General features: G+C 57.2%; 17 protein-coding genes. 9 read left to right on the top strand and 8 right to left on the bottom strand.

Annotation, left to right across the window (positions count from 1 at the left end; genetic code table 11):
• Positions 1-15 precede the first annotated feature (15 nt).
• On the bottom strand, positions 16-2,940 hold the full coding sequence (uvrA, locus tag G538_RS16925) for an excinuclease ABC subunit UvrA (protein ID WP_035834352.1): 2,925 nt from the start codon (positions 2,938-2,940) through the stop codon (positions 16-18).
• A 144-nt stretch (positions 2,941-3,084) separates the two neighbouring features.
• Here uvrA and G538_RS0113120 point away from each other — a divergent pair, with 144 nt between their 5' ends.
• The gene (locus tag G538_RS0113120; protein WP_029069655.1) at positions 3,085-3,378 is read left to right on the top strand and encodes a YciI family protein; all 294 of its coding nucleotides are present in this window, start codon (positions 3,085-3,087) and stop codon (positions 3,376-3,378) included.
• Between the two features lie 88 nt (positions 3,379-3,466).
• Here G538_RS0113120 and G538_RS0113115 read toward each other — a convergent pair whose 3' ends face one another.
• From G538_RS0113115 to uvrB, 3 genes are all read right to left on the bottom strand, one after another.
• Entirely contained in the window at positions 3,467-4,459 is a 993-nt protein-coding gene (locus tag G538_RS0113115) for a TerC family protein (protein ID WP_029069654.1), read from the bottom strand.
• Positions 4,460-4,664: 205 nt separating this feature from the next.
• Positions 4,665-5,573 (bottom strand): PfkB family carbohydrate kinase, encoded by a 909-nt coding sequence (locus G538_RS0113110; protein WP_029069653.1) that lies wholly within the window; start codon positions 5,571-5,573, stop codon positions 4,665-4,667.
• Positions 5,570-7,648, bottom strand: a complete 2,079-nt coding sequence (uvrB, locus tag G538_RS0113105; RefSeq protein ID WP_029069652.1) for an excinuclease ABC subunit UvrB — start codon at positions 7,646-7,648, stop codon at positions 5,570-5,572. Before uvrB ends, G538_RS0113110 begins: the two co-directional genes overlap by 4 nt.
• 164 nt (positions 7,649-7,812) lie before the next feature.
• On the opposite strand from uvrB, the gene moeB reads away from it, so the two are divergent.
• The 7 genes from moeB to G538_RS0113070 are packed head-to-tail and all read left to right on the top strand — an operon-like array spanning position 7,813 to position 12,733.
• Positions 7,813-9,000, top strand: coding sequence for a molybdopterin-synthase adenylyltransferase MoeB (gene moeB / locus G538_RS0113100; protein WP_029069651.1), 1,188 nt, complete (start codon positions 7,813-7,815; stop codon positions 8,998-9,000).
• Complete coding sequence (gene modA / locus G538_RS16920; RefSeq protein ID WP_051197208.1) at positions 8,997-9,740, top strand: molybdate ABC transporter substrate-binding protein; 744 nt, start codon at positions 8,997-8,999, stop codon at positions 9,738-9,740. Before moeB ends, modA begins: the two co-directional genes overlap by 4 nt.
• Positions 9,737-10,519, top strand: coding sequence for a molybdate ABC transporter permease subunit (modB, locus tag G538_RS0113090; RefSeq protein WP_029069650.1), 783 nt, complete (start codon positions 9,737-9,739; stop codon positions 10,517-10,519). The genes modA and modB overlap by 4 nt, the downstream gene beginning before the upstream one ends.
• The gene (locus G538_RS16915) at positions 10,516-11,598 is read left to right on the top strand and encodes an ABC transporter ATP-binding protein (RefSeq protein WP_051197206.1); all 1,083 of its coding nucleotides are present in this window, start codon (positions 10,516-10,518) and stop codon (positions 11,596-11,598) included. Before modB ends, G538_RS16915 begins: the two co-directional genes overlap by 4 nt.
• Positions 11,591-12,208 (top strand): molybdenum cofactor guanylyltransferase, encoded by a 618-nt coding sequence (mobA, locus tag G538_RS0113080; RefSeq protein WP_029069649.1) that lies wholly within the window; start codon positions 11,591-11,593, stop codon positions 12,206-12,208. Before G538_RS16915 ends, mobA begins: the two co-directional genes overlap by 8 nt.
• Positions 12,205-12,474 carry a DUF6457 domain-containing protein gene (locus G538_RS16910; RefSeq protein ID WP_051197204.1) on the top strand — a complete coding sequence of 90 codons (270 nt, stop codon included), beginning with the start codon at positions 12,205-12,207 and terminating at the stop codon, positions 12,472-12,474. Before mobA ends, G538_RS16910 begins: the two co-directional genes overlap by 4 nt.
• Before the next feature lie 4 nt (positions 12,475-12,478).
• The gene (locus tag G538_RS0113070) at positions 12,479-12,733 is read left to right on the top strand and encodes a MoaD/ThiS family protein (RefSeq protein WP_029069648.1); all 255 of its coding nucleotides are present in this window, start codon (positions 12,479-12,481) and stop codon (positions 12,731-12,733) included.
• A 29-nt stretch (positions 12,734-12,762) separates the two neighbouring features.
• On the opposite strand, the gene moaA is transcribed toward G538_RS0113070, so the two are convergent.
• Genes moaA through moaCB form a run of 3 tightly spaced genes read right to left on the bottom strand, consistent with a single transcriptional unit; the run spans position 12,763 to position 15,340 of the window.
• Positions 12,763-13,806 (bottom strand): GTP 3',8-cyclase MoaA, encoded by a 1,044-nt coding sequence (gene moaA / locus G538_RS0113065; RefSeq protein ID WP_035834458.1) that lies wholly within the window; start codon positions 13,804-13,806, stop codon positions 12,763-12,765.
• 14 nt (positions 13,807-13,820) lie between these two features.
• Positions 13,821-14,255 (bottom strand): molybdenum cofactor biosynthesis protein MoaE, encoded by a 435-nt coding sequence (locus G538_RS0113060; protein WP_035834351.1) that lies wholly within the window; start codon positions 14,253-14,255, stop codon positions 13,821-13,823.
• The gene (gene moaCB / locus G538_RS16905; RefSeq protein WP_169514131.1) at positions 14,255-15,340 is read right to left on the bottom strand and encodes a bifunctional molybdenum cofactor biosynthesis protein MoaC/MoaB; all 1,086 of its coding nucleotides are present in this window, start codon (positions 15,338-15,340) and stop codon (positions 14,255-14,257) included. The genes G538_RS0113060 and moaCB overlap by 1 nt, the downstream gene beginning before the upstream one ends.
• Positions 15,341-15,377: 37 nt before the next feature.
• Between moaCB and G538_RS16900 the strand changes: the two genes are divergently transcribed.
• The gene (locus tag G538_RS16900; protein WP_169514130.1) at positions 15,378-16,589 is read left to right on the top strand and encodes a molybdopterin molybdotransferase MoeA; all 1,212 of its coding nucleotides are present in this window, start codon (positions 15,378-15,380) and stop codon (positions 16,587-16,589) included.
• Between the two features lie 62 nt (positions 16,590-16,651).
• On the opposite strand, the gene narI is transcribed toward G538_RS16900, so the two are convergent.
• Positions 16,652-17,368 (bottom strand): respiratory nitrate reductase subunit gamma, encoded by a 717-nt coding sequence (narI, locus tag G538_RS0113045; RefSeq protein WP_029069645.1) that lies wholly within the window; start codon positions 17,366-17,368, stop codon positions 16,652-16,654.

Below are 17,368 nucleotides of genomic sequence, written 5' to 3'. Positions count from 1 at the left end.
CAGTGGAGGGTTAGGTTACGCGCTCGCGGTCTTTTTCTTGCGTCCTCGAATGACGGGAGGTGCTGGGTCAGGGACCATTTCGCCAAGCGGTACTGGTGAGTGCTGGTCCAAGAGTTCTTTGAGGAAGAATCCGGTGTGTGATCCCGGCGCTCCGGCAACCTCTTCTGGGGTTCCTTCTGCCACCACAAGTCCACCACCTGAGCCACCTTCTGGCCCCATGTCAATCACCCAGTCAGAGTTTTTGATGACATCAAGGTTGTGCTCGATCACGATGACGGAGTTGCCTTTATCTACCAGTCCTTGAAGGACGGTGAGGAGTTTTTGGATGTCCTCAAAGTGCAACCCGGTGGTCGGTTCATCAAGTACATAGATGGTGCGGCCAGTGGAACGTTTTTGGAGTTCCGCTGCGAGTTTGACACGCTGCGCCTCTCCACCCGACAGGGTGGGGGCGGATTGTCCGAGGCGGACGTATCCCAAACCAACATCGACCAGGGTACGCAAGTGCCGTGCGATAGCTGGTACCGCCGAGAAGAACTCGGCTGCTTCTTCGATGGGCATTTCGAGGACGTCTTGTACTGATTTGCCTTTGAAGGTGACGTCCAGTGTTTCCCGGTTGTAGCGCGCCCCATGGCACACTTCGCAAGGAACGTAAACATCGGGCAGGAAGTTCATTTCGATTTTGAGTGTGCCGTCACCAGAGCACGCTTCGCAGCGTCCGCCTTTGACGTTGAAGGAGAACCGGCCTGGCCCATAGCCGCGAACTTTGGCTTCTGTGGTTTCTGCAAAGAGTCGCCGCACGTGGTCCCACACCCCGGTGTACGTTGCAGGGTTGGACCGAGGGGTACGCCCGATAGGTCCTTGGTCTACGTGGACAACTTTGTCGAGATGTTCTAGTCCATCGACGCGGCGGTGACGCCCAGCGACCATGCGGGCCCCGTTGAGCTGGTTCGCTAAAACGGTGTACAAGATCGAGTTCACGAGGGTTGATTTCCCGGAACCAGATACTCCAGTAACTGCGGTCAGCACGCCAAGGGGGAAGGTGACATCAATGCCGTTGAGGTTGTTTTCTTTCGCCCCAATGACCTTTAGTGCCCGTTTGGGGTTGGTGGCCCGACGAGTGGCTGGCAGTGCGATCTCGCGGCGCCCGGAAAGGTAGGCGCCGGTTACTGACTCTTCGTTGGTGAGGAGATCTTCGTAGCTTCCTGAGTGGACAACGTGCCCTCCGTGTTCACCGGCACCAGGTCCGATGTCCACGACCCAATCCGAGGCGCGGATGGTGTCTTCGTCGTGTTCTACCACGATCAGTGTGTTGCCAAGATCGCGGAGCCTCGTGAGGGTATCGATGAGGCGCCGGTTGTCGCGTTGGTGTAGCCCGATGCTGGGCTCGTCAAGAACGTAAAGTACGCCAACAAGACCTGCGCCTATTTGTGTTGCGAGACGGATGCGTTGCGCTTCGCCGCCCGATAGGGTTCCTGCGGGGCGGGCTAGGGTGAGGTAGTCCAACCCAACGTCGAGGAGGAACCCTAGGCGGTCGAGGATTTCCTTGAGGACTGCAGCGGCGATCTGTTTTTCGCGCACCCCAAGTTCGATGGTATCGAGGAACTCTTTTGCCGCCGCCATGGACAAGTCACACACCTCAGCGATGGATAGTCCTCCGATTTTTACGGCGAGGACTTCAGGTTTGAGGCGGGCTCCGTCGCATACTGGGCACGCGATTTCTCGCATGTATGCTTCGTATTTTTCTTTGGACCATTCAGATTCGGTTTCTGAGTGGCGGCGTTCGATGGTTGCTATAACGCCTTCGAACCCTGTGGTGTAGGCACGTTCGCGACCCCAACGGTTGCGGTATTTGACGTGTACTTTGTGGTCTTTGCCGTACAGAATCGCGGTGCGGATCCCCTTGGGAAGTTCCTTCCACGGGGTGTCGAGGGAGAAGTCGAGCTCTTCCGCTAAGGCAGTCAGGACGCGATCGTAGTACTCGGAGGATGTTTGCGACCACGGGGCGATGGCTCCGTCGTTGATGGAGCGTTCGTCATCGGGTATGACGAGGTCTGGGTCCACTTCGAGGCGCACTCCGATGCCTGTGCATTCGGGGCATGCGCCGTAGGGCGCGTTGAAGGAGAAGGTGCGTGGTTCGATTTCGTCGAGTGTGAGTTGGTGGTCGTTAGGGCAGGCACGTTTTTCTGAGAATCGTCGTTCGCGTTCTGGGTCTTGGGCGTCAAGGTCAACAAAGTCAACGATGACGCGACCTTCTGCGGTGTTCAGGGCAGTTTCAACGGAGTCGGTGAGGCGTTGTTTGATGCCCTCTTTGATGGCGAGACGGTCAACAACGACGTCGATGCTGTGTTTGAGGTTCTTTTCCAACTGTGGTGGGTTGGAGAGTTGGTGGTTTTCTCCGTCGATTCGCACCCGTGAGAAGCCTTTGGCTTGGAGGTCTGCGAGGAGTTCGTGGTATTCGCCTTTGCGTCCACGAATGACAGGGGCAAGAACTTGGAATCGTGTTTTGTCTGGTAGTTCAAGGAGGCGGTCGACGATTTGTTGCGGCGTTTGTGCAGTGATTTTTTCGCCGCACTCGGGGCAGTATTGTGTGCCTGCTCGCGCAAAGAGCAACCTGAGGTAGTCGTAGACCTCGGTGATCGTCCCGACGGTGGATCGAGGGTTGCGGTTGGTTGACTTTTGGTCAATGGAAACAGCCGGCGAAAGACCTTCAATGAAGTCAACGTCTGGTTTGTCCATTTGGCCGAGGAACTGCCGGGCATAGGCTGAGAGGGACTCGACGTAGCGTCGTTGCCCTTCGGCGAAAATGGTGTCGAATGCGAGTGAGGACTTTCCTGATCCTGAGAGCCCGGTGAAGACAATGAGCTGGTCTCTGGGGAGGGAGATGTCCACACTGCGGAGGTTGTGTTCGCGGGCGCCTTTGACGATAAGTCGATCAGTCACCCGTTTATCTTAAGTCCCCTTCGATGTTTTCGCACAGGTGTTCGAAACACTGTGGGTTGAGACACACTAGGTGTGGTGGTGGGTATACCGGATCGTAACGTTGCGGACCGTTGCTCCTCTCGTGTCGCGTGGTTGAATGTGGGCATGCAAACTTTTGCGATTACCTATGTGTATTCGGAAGATACCGCTGGGCTTGATGCGCATCGCCCAGCTCACCGCGCTTATCTTCGTGCTCTCGCTGCTTCTGGGTCGTTGCTGGCCTCAGGGCCGGTGCGCCAGGAAGATATGACTGGTGCGTTGATTATTGTCCAGGCTGATAATGCAGGCGCAGCTGTTGCGCTGCTTGAGGAAGATCCTTTTTGGCAGGAGGGTTTGGTGTTAGACAGAGCTGTGGTGGAGTGGAACATCCTTATTGGCGCTTGGGCTGAGACTGACTGATCGGTTGTCATCGAACATAGTGGAACGCATAACGATGCCCGCCTCGTGATTCACGGGGCGGGCATCGTTATGGTGTGGGCAGGGCGCCTTAGGCAGGTGGAGTGATTCCGCGGCGTTCGTCGTAGCGTGTTTTGAGGATGGAAGCGATGGTCGTGATGATCAGGGTTCCGATGATGACGGTCATTGATTGGCCGATGGTGACCTCGGGGGCTGCCAGGATTGGTTCTCCGCCGTTAATGAACGGCAACTCGTTGACGTGCAGTGCGTGCAGGACAAGTTTTATACCAATGAACCCAAGGATTACTGCTAGCCCGTAGTTGAGGTAGACGAGCTTCTCGAGGAGCCCGTCAACGAGGAAGAACAGTTGGCGCAGGCCTAGAAGCGAAAAGGCGTTTGCGGCAAAGACGAGGAACGGTTCTTGGGTGAGGCCGAAGATCGCGGGGATGGAGTCCACGGCGAAGAGTAGATCTGCAGAACCGATAGCGACCATGACAATCAGCATGGGTGTGACCATGCGGCGCCCGTCGATTTTCACGAAGACGCGGTCACCGACGTAGGAGTCTGTGATGGGGAGGATTCCGCGGAGTTTTCGGATGAGGAAGTTCTCGTGGTATTCCTCTTCTTCTTTTGCTGGAATCGCTTGGTGTATAGCGGTCCAGATGAGGAATGCTCCAAAGAGGTAGAAAACCCACGAGAAGTTTTCGATGAGTGCTGCGCCAAGGAAGATGAAGACGGTGCGGAAGATCAGTGCAACGACGATTCCGAAGAGTAGTACTTTTTGTTGGTCTTCACGCGGAACTTTGAACGCTGCAATGATCAAAATGAAGACAAAGAGGTTGTCGAGTGACAGGCTCTTTTCGGTGAGGTATCCAGCGAAGTATTCGGTGCCGTAGGTGGAACCGTACAGCTGCCAGATGACGATACCGAACACGATAGCGATCGCTATGTAGAACGCTGACCAGATTCCGGCTTCTTTGAGGGTTGGGGCGTGTGGGGTGCGCACGTGGCCCACGAAGTCGATGGTGAGCATGGCAATGATGATGCCGATCGTGATGATCCATAGGGATGCATGCACGTCCATTGATGTACCTCCGGTACGGTTCATGGAGTACCGAAGGTCTCTCCCGCGTGGCGTGGTGCCAAGCAACTGCCCCCGGGCTCGTCATCGGGACGGCCGTGATGACGAGGGCAGTGTTTGTGGGATACTCCCCTTCAACTGGAGTTAATTATGGGGTAGGTTCAGTGGTTTTTCTTCTGTTGTCCACACATTGTGTGCGGGAGGTTGATCACACCGGGAGGGTCGCTATCCATTGGCGGGGCCCGATGCTGCTGACACGGTGGGCCGCTGTGGTTGCCGCGGCTGTGATGGCACGTTCAATGTTCGACGGTGGTGTGGGGTTTGCCGCCAAGTAGTGGGCGTATGCGCCGTGGAAGACGTCTCCTGCACCGAGGGTGTCCTGTGCGGTAACGCGGGGTGGTTGTACTGTTCCGTGATGCTCGCCATTCCACCACATGACGGGTTGTGCACCGTGTGTGCGAACCACTGTTGGCCCGCCTGGCAGTGTTGATGGGGCTGAGAGGTTGGCAGGCACCCATCCGTGTGGGTCGTGGAAGTCAGCTGAGGCAATGACGTGGTTGCCGCGCGGTATGAGTGTTGTGAATTGTGGTTTCCACCGCCCGGCATCGATGACGACTGGGATGTCTAAGGCGCGTTGAGAAAGTACATCAAGCACGGTGTGCGCAAGTTCCGGGTGGTGACCATCGATCAGGACCACGTCTAGGGGTGCGATCGTCTCGAGGTTTTGTCGTAAAGCTGCGGCAGTATCGGAACTCACTGTGAGAGGTCGGGCGTCGGTGGACACTACGGAGCGGTCCCCCGTTGATTCGGTGACGGTAACAGCGGACACGGATAGTTGATAGGTCGGTGGTGCACAGTCGATGACGGTCACGTTGTGCGCTTCAAGGTCAGCGCGGGCAAGCCCAGCCACGGGAGCTTCCCCTAACGCGGTGACCAGTATCGCGTGACCGCCTAGGGCAGCGAACGTTACCGCAGCATTTGCGGCTGGTCCGCCGGCAGCAATGGCTTGTTGTGTTGCTGTGACTTTTTTGTTTGTTCCTGGTGGGGCTTCGACCCGGTTGATGATGTCAAGCACACTGAGCCCAACAAACAGCCCTGTGGGGGCGTGTGTTGTCATGAGGTTGCGCTCTTCATCTGGCGGAGTTCCTTTTTTAGGTCTGAGAGTTCGTCTCGCAGGCGCGCCGCGAGTTCAAACTGGAGTTCAGCAGCTGCCTGGTGCATTTGTTCGGTGAGTTGGTTGATGAGTTCAGTGAGGTCACCTGTCGCTGACACCGCGAACGCCCCTTCAACGGCAGATTCACGTTTTCCAGGTTCTGGTGCATGGCGGTAACCCCCTTTGAGGAGGTCAGCGGTGTCGATATCTTCACGGGCGAGCATGTCGGTGACATCAGCGATTTTTTTGCGCAGTGGTTGTGGGTCAATACCGCGCTCAGTGTTGTAAGCGATTTGTTTTGCCCGGCGGCGTTCTGTTTCTTCAATCGCTTGGGTCATTGCTGGGGTCATGGTGTCTGCATACATGTGCACTTCACCAGAGACGTTTCGGGCTGCTCGACCAATCGTTTGGATCAAAGAGCGTGGAGAACGCAAGAAGCCTTGTTTATCCGCGTCAAGAATCGCAACGAGGGAGACTTCTGGCAGGTCCAGCCCCTCACGGAGCAAGTTGATACCGATGAGTACGTCAAACTCTCCAAGGCGCAGCCCACGCAACAGTTCTACGCGCTTCAACGTGTCAATGTCCGAGTGGAGGTAGCGCACTGCCACCCCTTTATCCAGAAGATAATCCGTGAGGTCTTCGGACATTTTCTTCGTCAGCGTTGTGATGAGCACTCGCTCGTTCTTCGCCGTGCGTTCAGAGATTTCGTGCAACAGATCATCAATCTGACCTTTGGTGGGTTTCACTGTCACACGTGGGTCAACAAGCCCAGTAGGGCGGATTATTTGTTCAACAGCGCCGTCAGAGAGCGCCATTTCATAGTTGCCAGGTGTTGCTGACAAGTACACGGTTTGCCCAATGCGTTGGGTGAACTCTTCCCAGGTGAGGGGCCTATTATCCATTGCTGACGGCAACCGGAACCCATGTTCAACCAAGGCACGTTTACGCGACATGTCCCCTTCAAACATGGCCCCAATTTGAGGAACCGTCACGTGCGACTCGTCAATGATCAACAAGAAGTCATCGGGGAAGTAATCCAACAACGTGTGCGGTGCGGTTCCCGCTTCACGCCCATCAATGTGGCGAGAGTAGTTCTCAATACCGGAACAAGACCCAATCTGCCGCATCATTTCAATGTCATACGTCGTCCGCATACGAAGGCGTTGAGCTTCAAGGACCTTATTCTGACGTTCCAACTCAGCGAGACGTCCCTCAAGCTCGGACTCAATGGAACCAATCGCCCGTTCCATACGCTCAGGCCCAGCAACATAGTGCGACGCAGGGAAAATATGAATGGAATCCACCTGCGTGATTTCTTCCCCCGTGAGCGGGTGCAACGTATAGATCGCTTCGATTTCATCACCGAAGAACTCCAAACGAATGGCTAGTTCTTCATATACCGGGATGATCTCAACTGTGTCGCCACGCACCCGGAAAGTACCGCGAGTAAACGCAACATCATTACGGGAATACTGCATCGACACAAAGTGACGGAGCAACCCATCACGGTCAACTTCATCACCCACATCGATACGTACCATACGGTCAACATATTCCTGAGGCGTACCAAGCCCATAGATGCACGACACCGAGGCAACGACCACAACATCGCGCCTCGTCAACAGAGAGTTTGTTGCGGAGTGGCGAAGGCGCTCTACCTCCTCATTGATAGAAGAGTCCTTCTCAATGTAGGTATCAGTTTGCGCAATATAAGCCTCAGGCTGGTAGTAGTCGTAATACGACACAAAATACTCAACAGCGTTGTTTGGAAGCAGCTCACGAAACTCCGTCGCCAACTGCGCCGCCAACGTTTTATTCGGAGCCATGATGAGAGTAGGACGCTGAAGCTCCTCAATCAGCCAGGCACTGGTCGCCGATTTACCAGTACCCGTGGCCCCCAACAACACAACATCCTTTTCACCAGCTCTAATCCGGCGCGCCAACTCGGCAATAGCAGCAGGTTGATCACCCGCAGGCTGGTACTCCGAAACAACCTCAATGGTGTTATTAGCTCGCTGAAGGTCTGTGTCTGGACGCATGAGTCCAACATACTGCGACCCTACGACGTTACGCCTCACCAGAAGTTGTCACACCCGTCACGCCACCAACGCAAAACTTCTAGGACCTTAAACACAACAATCATCGTTTCTAACTGCAATACTGGCTCAAGAGGCCCCCTCAGCACACGAGACAAGGCAAAAGTATGCCCCACCCACATACACCAGCCACAACACCCCCAGCCCTGACCCCCCAGGAACACACCCACTACGCCCGACAACTCCTCCTCCCAGGATTCGGGCTACCCGGGCAACACCACCTACGCAACGCACGCGTCCTCGTCGTAGGAGCAGGAGGCCTCGGCTCACCCGTCCTCAGCCACCTCGCCGCCGCAGGCGTCGGCACCCTCACCATCTACGACAACGACACAGTCGACGCCACCAACATGCACCGACAACTCATACACAACTACGGACGCCTCGGCATGCTCAAAGTCGACTCAGCCGCGCTCACCCTCACCCAACTAAACCCCACCATAAACATCGAAAAACACCCCACACGCATCGACGCAACCAACGTCATCAACGCCGTCACACACGCCGACATCGTCATCGACGGAACAGACAACTTCGCATCCCGCTACCTCCTCAACGACACCTGCGTCGCCCTCAACACCCCCTACATCTGGGCAGCCGTCTACCAATACGACGCCCAACTCAGCGTCTTCGCCACCCCACACGGCCCCTGCTACCGCTGCCTACACCCCACCCCGCCACCACCAGGATCCGTCCCATCCTGCGCCGAAGGCGGGGTCCTCGGCGTCCTCCCCGGACACGTCGGCACAGCCCAAGCAACCGAAGCCATCAAACTCCTCACCGGAATCGGCCGCCCTCTCACCAACCGCATCGGCATCTACGACGCACTCGACGGCACCTGGAACTACCTCCCCCTCACCAAAAACCCCACCTGCCCCACCTGCGCAACACCACCACAACCACACGCGATGGTCACACGCTGGACCAAAGAATTCGCCAACGACCCCACCTGCGCACTCCCCACAACCACCACAACACCCCCCACCATCACCGCCACCCAACTCCACCAAGCACACACCACCAACCCACCCATCCTCATCGACGTCAGAACCCCCACAGAACACGCCACCGCAACAATCCCCGGCTCACACAACATCCCCCTCAACACCATCCTCACCCACCCCACAACAGCCCTGGACAACCTCCCCCACAACACCAAACACGCACCACTAGTTCTCTACTGCACATCAGGCACCCGATCACACCTCGCCGCAGCCACCCTCAACGACGCCGGCTACCCCAACGCGCACACCCTCACCGGCGGAATCACCGCCTGGTGGCAAGAAACAACCCCATGAACACACCAACACGCCACCGCAACCTCACCCTGCTCACCATCACCTGCCTGCTGCTCACCAGTTGCTCCACCACCACGGCACCCGCAACCCAACACTCAGCAACCATCTTCGCCGCAGCATCACTACGCGGCGCCTTCACCGACATCGCCGCACTACACGACCAACACCACAACACCCACACCGCCCTAAGCTTCGGCAATTCTCACGCTCTGGCGCTCGCGGTGTCACAGGGGACAGAGGTTGACGTGTTGGCGACAGCTGACACTGAAGCGATGACGGTTGCGCAGGTTTCCGATTGGGTACCCCTAGCATCAAATTCGCTTACCGTGGCTGTGGCGGAAGGGAATCCTGCGGGCATCGGTGAGGTGGGTGATCTGGAGGAAGTGAGTGTGGCTCAATGCGTGGAGACTGCGCCGTGTGGGGTCCTTGCTCGTGAGTTTGCCGAAACTGCCGGGGTGACGCCTCAGGTGGTGACTCAGGGAACTGATGTGTCCCATGCGTTGTCTGCGCTGACTACGGGGCAGGTTGATGTTGCGTTGGTGTACGCCACTGATGTTCGTGCCACGAAGGAGGTTGATGCGGTGGTGTTGTCCGGTGTCTCACTGCCGTCGACAACGTATGCGATTGCTGGTTTGGGTGGCTCGGACGTGGGGGCAGCGTTTGTGGACACTGTGTTGTCTGATGCTGGGCAAGAGATTCTTGCACAGCATGGTTTCGATTCGCCTGGAGTATCTGAATGATGCCCACCCCCGTGTCGTCTCGGATTGGGGCTACCGCGGCAGTCGTGTTTCTGGTTGTTCCGTTGGTGGCGCTGTTGATGCGTGTGCCGTGGCTGCGGGTCCCGGAGATTCTGGTGGACCCGGCGGTCAGTGGGGCGTTAGGACTTTCGCTGCGCACGGCGGTGGTTTCCACGATGATTGCCGCGTTATTGGGTGTTCCCTGTGCGTGGTGGCTTGCCGCGCGCACAGGGCCTTTACGTGAGGCTGTGCGTGTTGTTGTGTCCGTCCCGTTGGTGTTACCGCCGGTGGTTGCTGGTGTTGCCTTGTTGTATGCGTTGGGGCGAGGGTCCTTTTTAGGTGATGTACTCAGTCACGCTGGGGTCAGTATTGCTTACACGACAAGTGCCGTTGTTCTTGCGCAGACCTTTGTTGCGTTGCCTTTCATCATTACTACTGTTGATGCTGCGTTAACTGCTCATGGGCATCGCGGGGAAGAAGTCGCCGCAACGCTTGGTTTTACCCCTCGGCGGGCGTTTTTTCTCATTACTCTTCCCACAATTCGCCCAGCGCTACTGACGGCTCTTGCCTTGGGTTTCGCAAGGGCGCTTGGGGAATTTGGTGCGACGCTGACGGTTGCTGGGGCGATTGCTGGGCGCACACAAACGTTGCCGGTCGCCATTAATGCTCTGTTGGGGTACGACATTGATGCTGCGTTGACGGCCGCCGCGCTCATGCTGGTTATTGCCTGCCTTATTCTTGGCCTGTTGCGCACCCCAGCGTTGACCGGAGGCGTGCGATGACAGCGTTGGGTGCGCACATGACGGGCTCAGCGAGTCGTGGAATTGCGTTGGATGTGCAATTCACGGTCAACCCGAGTGACAGGTTAGCTCTCATTGGGCCCAATGGTGCAGGAAAAACTAGTGTGTTGCGGTTGATCGCCGGGTTGGACACTCCACGCCCTGGGTCAAATATCTCGGTAGGAGGGGCTCCTCTCACCCAATTGCCTGCGTGGAAGCGGCGAATACCCCTGGTTTTCCCGGAGCCACATTTACCGCCCACCCAGAGGGTGGGCACCGTGCTCAACCACATTGCACGCACCCACCATGGGCGAACAGCGGCAACGCAGCACGTAGCGGCGATCCTGGACCGTACGGGTTTGACAAGTTTGGTGGACCGGCGCACCTCAACGCTGTCGTCTGGTCAAGCAACCCGGGTAGCTATTGCTTGCGCTCTCACTGCACCGCATGATGCGCTCTTGCTTGATGAACCGTTCTCTGCATTAGACACTGCCACGGCAGCAGAAATCCGGGCCGCTGTTAGATCGCTCATGGCAGCGCAAAACACGCCTTTGGTGTTCACCACGCACCACCCACTTGATGTGTTGACGCTAGCCACCCATGTTGCGGTTATTGAGGAGGGAACACTCATCCAATACGGCACAGTCGAGGACGTTTCACGGACACCTCGGTCTGCTTTTGCCGCCCGGTTTCTTGGTGTCAATATTGTGGCTGCTCAACGTGATCACACGGCACCTGACCAGCTCGTATTGTCTTCGGGCCACATCTTGGCTTCCGTCGCTGAGGGCCGTGATGCATCAACAGAACCATCACATGTGTGGGTGTCTTTTCGCCCAAGTGACATCACGGTGTCTCGAGGATCTACCGCAACATCACAACGTAACCAGTGGGCGGCACAGGTTGACCACATCGAAATTTTAGGGTCACTGGCTCGCCTCCACCTCACCGGTCCGTTACCGGTGTGGGCAGACATTACCGTTGATGCTTTGCTTGACCTGCGCATCACTGAAGGTGACACTGTCACTGCGGGTCTCAAAGCAACAAGTCTCAGTATCTACGCACGTGGGGACGCTCATGACTGATACAGCTGCGGCCATTTTGTTGGCTGGCGGGCGTGGTACGCGTCTCGGCGGAGCGGATAAGGCTGCGCTGACCCTGGGGGAATCAACGTTCCTTGACCTCTTGGTGACCTCATTGGCGTCAACCTGCGCACCGTTGATTGTGGTCGGGCCAACCCCCACAATGCCCCTCTCCCACCCTGTTTTGACCACTCAAGAACAGCCACCTGGTGGTGGCCCGCTTGCCGGGATAGCTGCTGGAATTGATCTTGTCCCCTCACACACCACCTGGTGCGCTGTCGTTGCATGTGACACCCCATTTGGGGCTCGCGCTTTTCCTGATCTTTTCGCAGCCACGCATCACAACGATGCTGATGCTTTCCTCGCCACCGATTCCACTGGGCGCCCACAACCCCTCGTAGCGTTGTACAGGGTGGCACCACTGCGCCGCGCTTTAACCGCGCTCAACGCCGACAACGCTGTCGTCAATCAACCCGTGCGCAGGCTCTTCACTGCCTTAAGCGCGCATCACGTTGCAGTTCATGATGTGTGGACGCGTGACGTGGACACCCCCGATGACTTGATCCAACTACGACACGACACCACTAACACACCACCCCAGGAGAAACCATGACTAACTACACCGTTGAGCAATGGGCCACCCATTTGGCAACCACGTTAAACCTTGATGACAATGCAGCGACAACCCCACCGCTCACAGAACTATTGGACCTCACCCGAGAGGTTGCCCATAACGTTGCCCGCCCAGCTGGCCCCATCACGACGTACTACATTGGGTTAGCGGTCGCCCGCGCCGGCGGGGACGTGGACGAAGCGCGCCGTCTCATCGCTGAGATCAGCAATACTGTCCCTCACACCGACCACGTCACTGAAAGTTAATGTCATGCCTGAGATCACTTTGACGTACTACGCCGGGGCTCGTGCTGCAGCGCACGGAACATCGCAAGAAACGTACAGTGCATCAACAATTTCCGAGGCAACACATGCTGCGATCTCCCGGCATGGCGCGGAACTACAACGCGTCATGGGGTTGAGCTCTTACTTAGTCAATGGGCAAAGCATGAGCGCCGAAAACCTCGGAGCCCCAGTGGCAGGTGATGTAGCTGTCGATGTTCTTCCACCATTCGCGGGCGGGTGAACGTCCACCTGTTGGCGATTGGTGGGACACTACCCGCCAATCGCTGACATACCGCGTTCGGGTTGAATAAAACCTGGATCATTGACCCCGTGTCCGGGAAGTTTCTGCTCTATAGACACACCCAGTGCGTGGGCGATGTCTTGATCACTGCCCCCTGCCCGCACCAGCGCCCGTAAATCTGACTCTCCGCGTTGGAACAAACAGTTACGCAGTTGCCCGTCAGAGGTCAACCGGATCCGGTCACAGGCCCCACAAAATGGGCGAGTCACGGAGGCAATAATGCCCACCATCGCTGATGTCCCATCGACGTACCAGCGTTGTGCTGGCGCTGCACCACGGTGCGGCACTGGGGTCAACGTGTGTTGGTCGGTGAGCGCAGCGAATATCTCATCTGCGGTGACCATGGTGTCCCGGCTCCAGGTGTGACCAGCATCGAGTGGCATCTGCTCAATAAATCGCGGTTCATAACCGCGGCCATGCGCAAACTCCATCAGCGCTGGTGCCTCATCATCATTGACGCCACGTAAAAGCACAGAGTTGAGTTTTGTCCCTGTGAACCCCGCTTCATCAGCAGCATCCAACCCTTGTAGGACAGCATCAAACTGGTCCCTGCGCGTCAACTGACGGAACCGGTCCCGATCAACGGTATCCAATGAAATATTGAGCCTCGTTAACCCAGCATCCCGTAGTGGGCCAGCTAACTTCACCAGGTGCACGCCGTTCGTTGTCATCGACACCTCCGGGGCGCCAGGTAAAGACGCAAGGCGACGTGTTATGTCCACAACATCGCGGTGAAGCAACGGCTCACCACCAGTCAACCGAATCTCTGTGACCCCGTGCGCTACAGCAATACCCGCAATCCGCGCCATCTCCTCAACGCTGAGCTGTTTATCGCGAGCAATCCAAGGCATCCCCTGCTCAGGCATGCAATACGTACACCGCAAATTACATTTGTCCGTCAAAGAGATCCGCAAATCCCGGTGCACCCGACCAAACCTGTCTGTCAGCAACCCTGGGCCAAGAGCAGCACTCTCCCCCAGCCCCACCTCAACAGGCGCCAGAACCCGCGGCATCCCCAATGACACACTCACAGCGACCCCACCCACTCACTCGTGCCGTCAGAGAAAAACTGTTCTTTCCAGATTGGCAACCGCGCCTTCACGTCCTCCACAAGCTCAGCACACGCGGAGAAAGCCTGCGCACGATGCGCTGAAGCAACAGCCGCCACCAACGCAACATCACCCACCACCAAATCACCAATACGGTGACTAATCGCCACCCGCACAGCCGGGTAACGGGCAGCAACATCAGAGGCAATACTTTTCAATATTTGCTCAGCATGCGGGTGCCCTTCATAGAACAAACGTTCCACAGACGCCCCACCATCATGGTCACGAACCACACCACAAAACGAGACCACCGCACCCATATGAGCATGAGCAACACCATCCTCATGCTCAGCAACAGACAACGCCTCCTTGCACACCCGAGCAACAACAACCACAGACTCAGGAACATCCATCACGAATCACTCCCCTGCACCACAACACCCTGAGAAGCATCATCATGGTTAGCATTGCGCAACTGCTCCCGCACATGCTCAACGATGCCATCTAGCACGGCAATCCCGTCACGAACCGCACCCACTGAACCCGGTAACGTCACCACGAGTGTGCGGCGACTAATCCCCGCAACGGAACGTGACAGTAACGCACCAGGCGCCTTCCCCACACCACTGATCTGTAACTGATGCGCCAACGCAGGAAGAGACCGATCAAAAAGTGGCTCCACCGCTTGGGGTGTCACATCACGGGTTGTTATCCCCGTGCCACCCGTTGTGACCACAAGCCACGCACCACCCAAGACATGCTCTCGAACAACCTCAGCGATCCGCTCCTCATCATCAGGAACAGTGACCGCAACAGCCGGTGATGTCCACCTGTGTGCAGCTGCCATCAACAAAGGACCCGTTTCATCAGCACGCTCCCCCGCCGCGGCACGGTCTGACACCGTGATGACAGCGATATAAGGGTCGCTCACTGGTGTTGGGTGTTCTTCGTTGTCCACGTGTGGGGAAACAGCCTCAGCTTCGCCTGTTTCGTCGACTGACGTCATGGTTCCAGCGCCATCACGCACCCAACCACCAGAAGCCCCGCCTTCCTTACGGTCAATACGCGCAAACCCAATATGCGCACCACGATCCACAGCCTTCACCATGTCAATAATGTTCAATGCCCCCACCGTGACAGCTGTGAGCGCCTCCATCTCAATACCCGTACGATCCGCTGTGCGCACACTCGCTTCCAGATCAACACCACCCTCAACAACTTTGACCACCACATCCACCCCAGTCACCGCCAACGGGTGACACAACGGAATAAGATCAGGAGTTTTTTTCACTGACGCAATCGCCGCAATCCGAGCAACAGCCAACGCGTCACCCTTCGCCAATTCACCAGTACGCAGCAGATGCACCACCCGCTCACTACACACCACAAAAGCCCGCGCCACAGCACCCCGCTGTGACACAGGCTTCCCCCCCACATCAACCATCCGCACATCACCTTCAGCATTAACATGGGTCAAACTTTGCGAAACATTCTTCACTTTACGAACCTCCATCAACCTTGACACAATGGGCACCGTGACCAACACCCAAACCCTCATCGAACCCCACTGGACCGATGCACACCGCGCCGCGCACAACATCGCACAACCAGTAAGCACCGTGACTATCTCTGTGGCACACGCTACCGGAGAGGCCCTGGCCCACCCGATCACCTCCCACACCAACCTGCCCAGAGACAACACCTCCGCCATGGATGGCTGGGCCGTCGCCCACCCGCAAGGACCATGGCGCATCATTGATCAACCTGCGCTCGCTGGCCATGTTTCGCAGGTGGAATTGGGGGCCGGTGAAGCGGTGTTGATCGCGACTGGTGGGGTGGTTCCTTCTGGAACGTTCGGGGTGGTTCGCCGTGAGTTTGCGCGTGTCGTGGACCGTGATGGGGCGCAGTGGGTCGAGGCCCTTGATGCTCGGGAACCTTTTGACCAGTCTCATGTTCGCCCGGCGGGCGCTGAGGCGCAGTTGGGTGAAACGCTTGTTGATGCTGGTGTTCGTTTGTCGCCTGCTCATGTTGGATTGGCTGCGATGGCGGGTGTGGACACTGTTGTGGTTCGGCGCCCGGTGAGTGTGGACATTCTGATTTTGGGTGATGAGGTAATCCACTTCGGTGTTCCTGGTGTTGGGGAGGTTCGTGATGCTTTCGCTCCGCAGTTCCCTGCGTACGCGCGGGCGTTGGGGTTGCAGGTAGGGAACGTGCGGTGTGTCCCGGACACGTTGGAGGCGACGGTTGCTGCTATTAGCGGTAGTGAAGCTGATGTTGTGATCACCACGGGTGGTACTGCTGCTGGTCCTCGTGATCATGTGCATACTGCGTTGGCGCAGGTGGGCGCGGAGTTGGTTGTTGATTCTATTGCGATGCGTCCAGGCCATCCGAATCTCCTTGCTCGCCGCGGTGAACAGTTTATTGTTGGGCTGCCGGGGAACCCGTTGTCTGCTTCATTGGGTGGGATGTTGACGTTGGTGCGCCCGCTGGTGTGTGGTTTGTTGGGTTTGCCTCTGCCCGTGTTAGGTGAGGTTGTTGCGCTGGCTGATGTTCACGCTCCTGCGCGTGACACGCGCCTCGTGCCGTGTTCTCTTGCTTGGGTTGATGCGCGCCGGGTTGGGCGGGAGATGCAGTGGCTTGGTTCGGGCATGATGCGTGGGCTTGCTGGTGCTGATGGTGTGATGGTTGTTCCCCCTGGTGGGGTGAAGGCTGGTTCGGTTGTTCCGCTTCTCGATTTTCCGTGGTGATGTGATTGTTTCGGTGGTGCACACAACTTTGCAGAGTTGTGTGCACCACCAATGCGGTGTTGTTAGCGGCGCATCCGTGTGGTGACTGGTGCGATATCTGGTGCGTGTTTCCTGCGGTAGACCACGTAGGGGCGGGCGAGGTAGGCCACGGGAATTGACCACACGTGGACGAGGCGTGTGAAGGGCCAGATCGCCATGATGAGGCAGGCTAGTACTGCGTGCCAGGCGTACCAGATGGGTGCGTCGAGGATCATTGCGGGATCTGGTTGGAGGATGAAGAGTTGGCGGAACCACACGGATATTGTTCCGCGGTACTCGTATCCTTCACCGAAGATGTTGATCGCGATGGTTTGCCACATGCCTACGAATATTTCTGCTGTGAGCAGTGCGTACATGAGGTAGTCCCACCCGTTGGTGACGACGCGGATGCGTTGTGAGTAGGCGAATCGGCGGATCAATAAAATGATGAGCCCGGCGCACAGGACGAGTCCGGCTACTGCCCCGCCCCATACGGCAACCAGGTGGTAGGTGTGGTCATCAATGCCGATGGCTCGGGTCCAGCTTGGTGGGATCAGAAGCCCCCCAATGTGTCCCACGATGACGAAGAGGGCCCCAAAGTGGAAGAGCGGTGAACCTAGGCGTAGCCACCGTGATTCGAGGACTTGGCTTGTTCGGGTGGTCCACCCGAACTGGTCGTGGCGGTATCGCCAGATGTGTCCCACCACGAATATGGCGAAGCAGACGTAGGGAAAGACGACGAACCAGAAGTTAGCCCACAT

It is taken from the genome of Jonesia quinghaiensis DSM 15701 (assembly GCF_000423205.1).
GTDB lineage: Bacteria > Actinomycetota > Actinomycetes > Actinomycetales > Cellulomonadaceae > Jonesia > Jonesia quinghaiensis.
The sequence above is the reverse complement of the archived record's forward strand: the minus strand, read 5'-3'. Positions and strand labels throughout refer to the sequence as shown.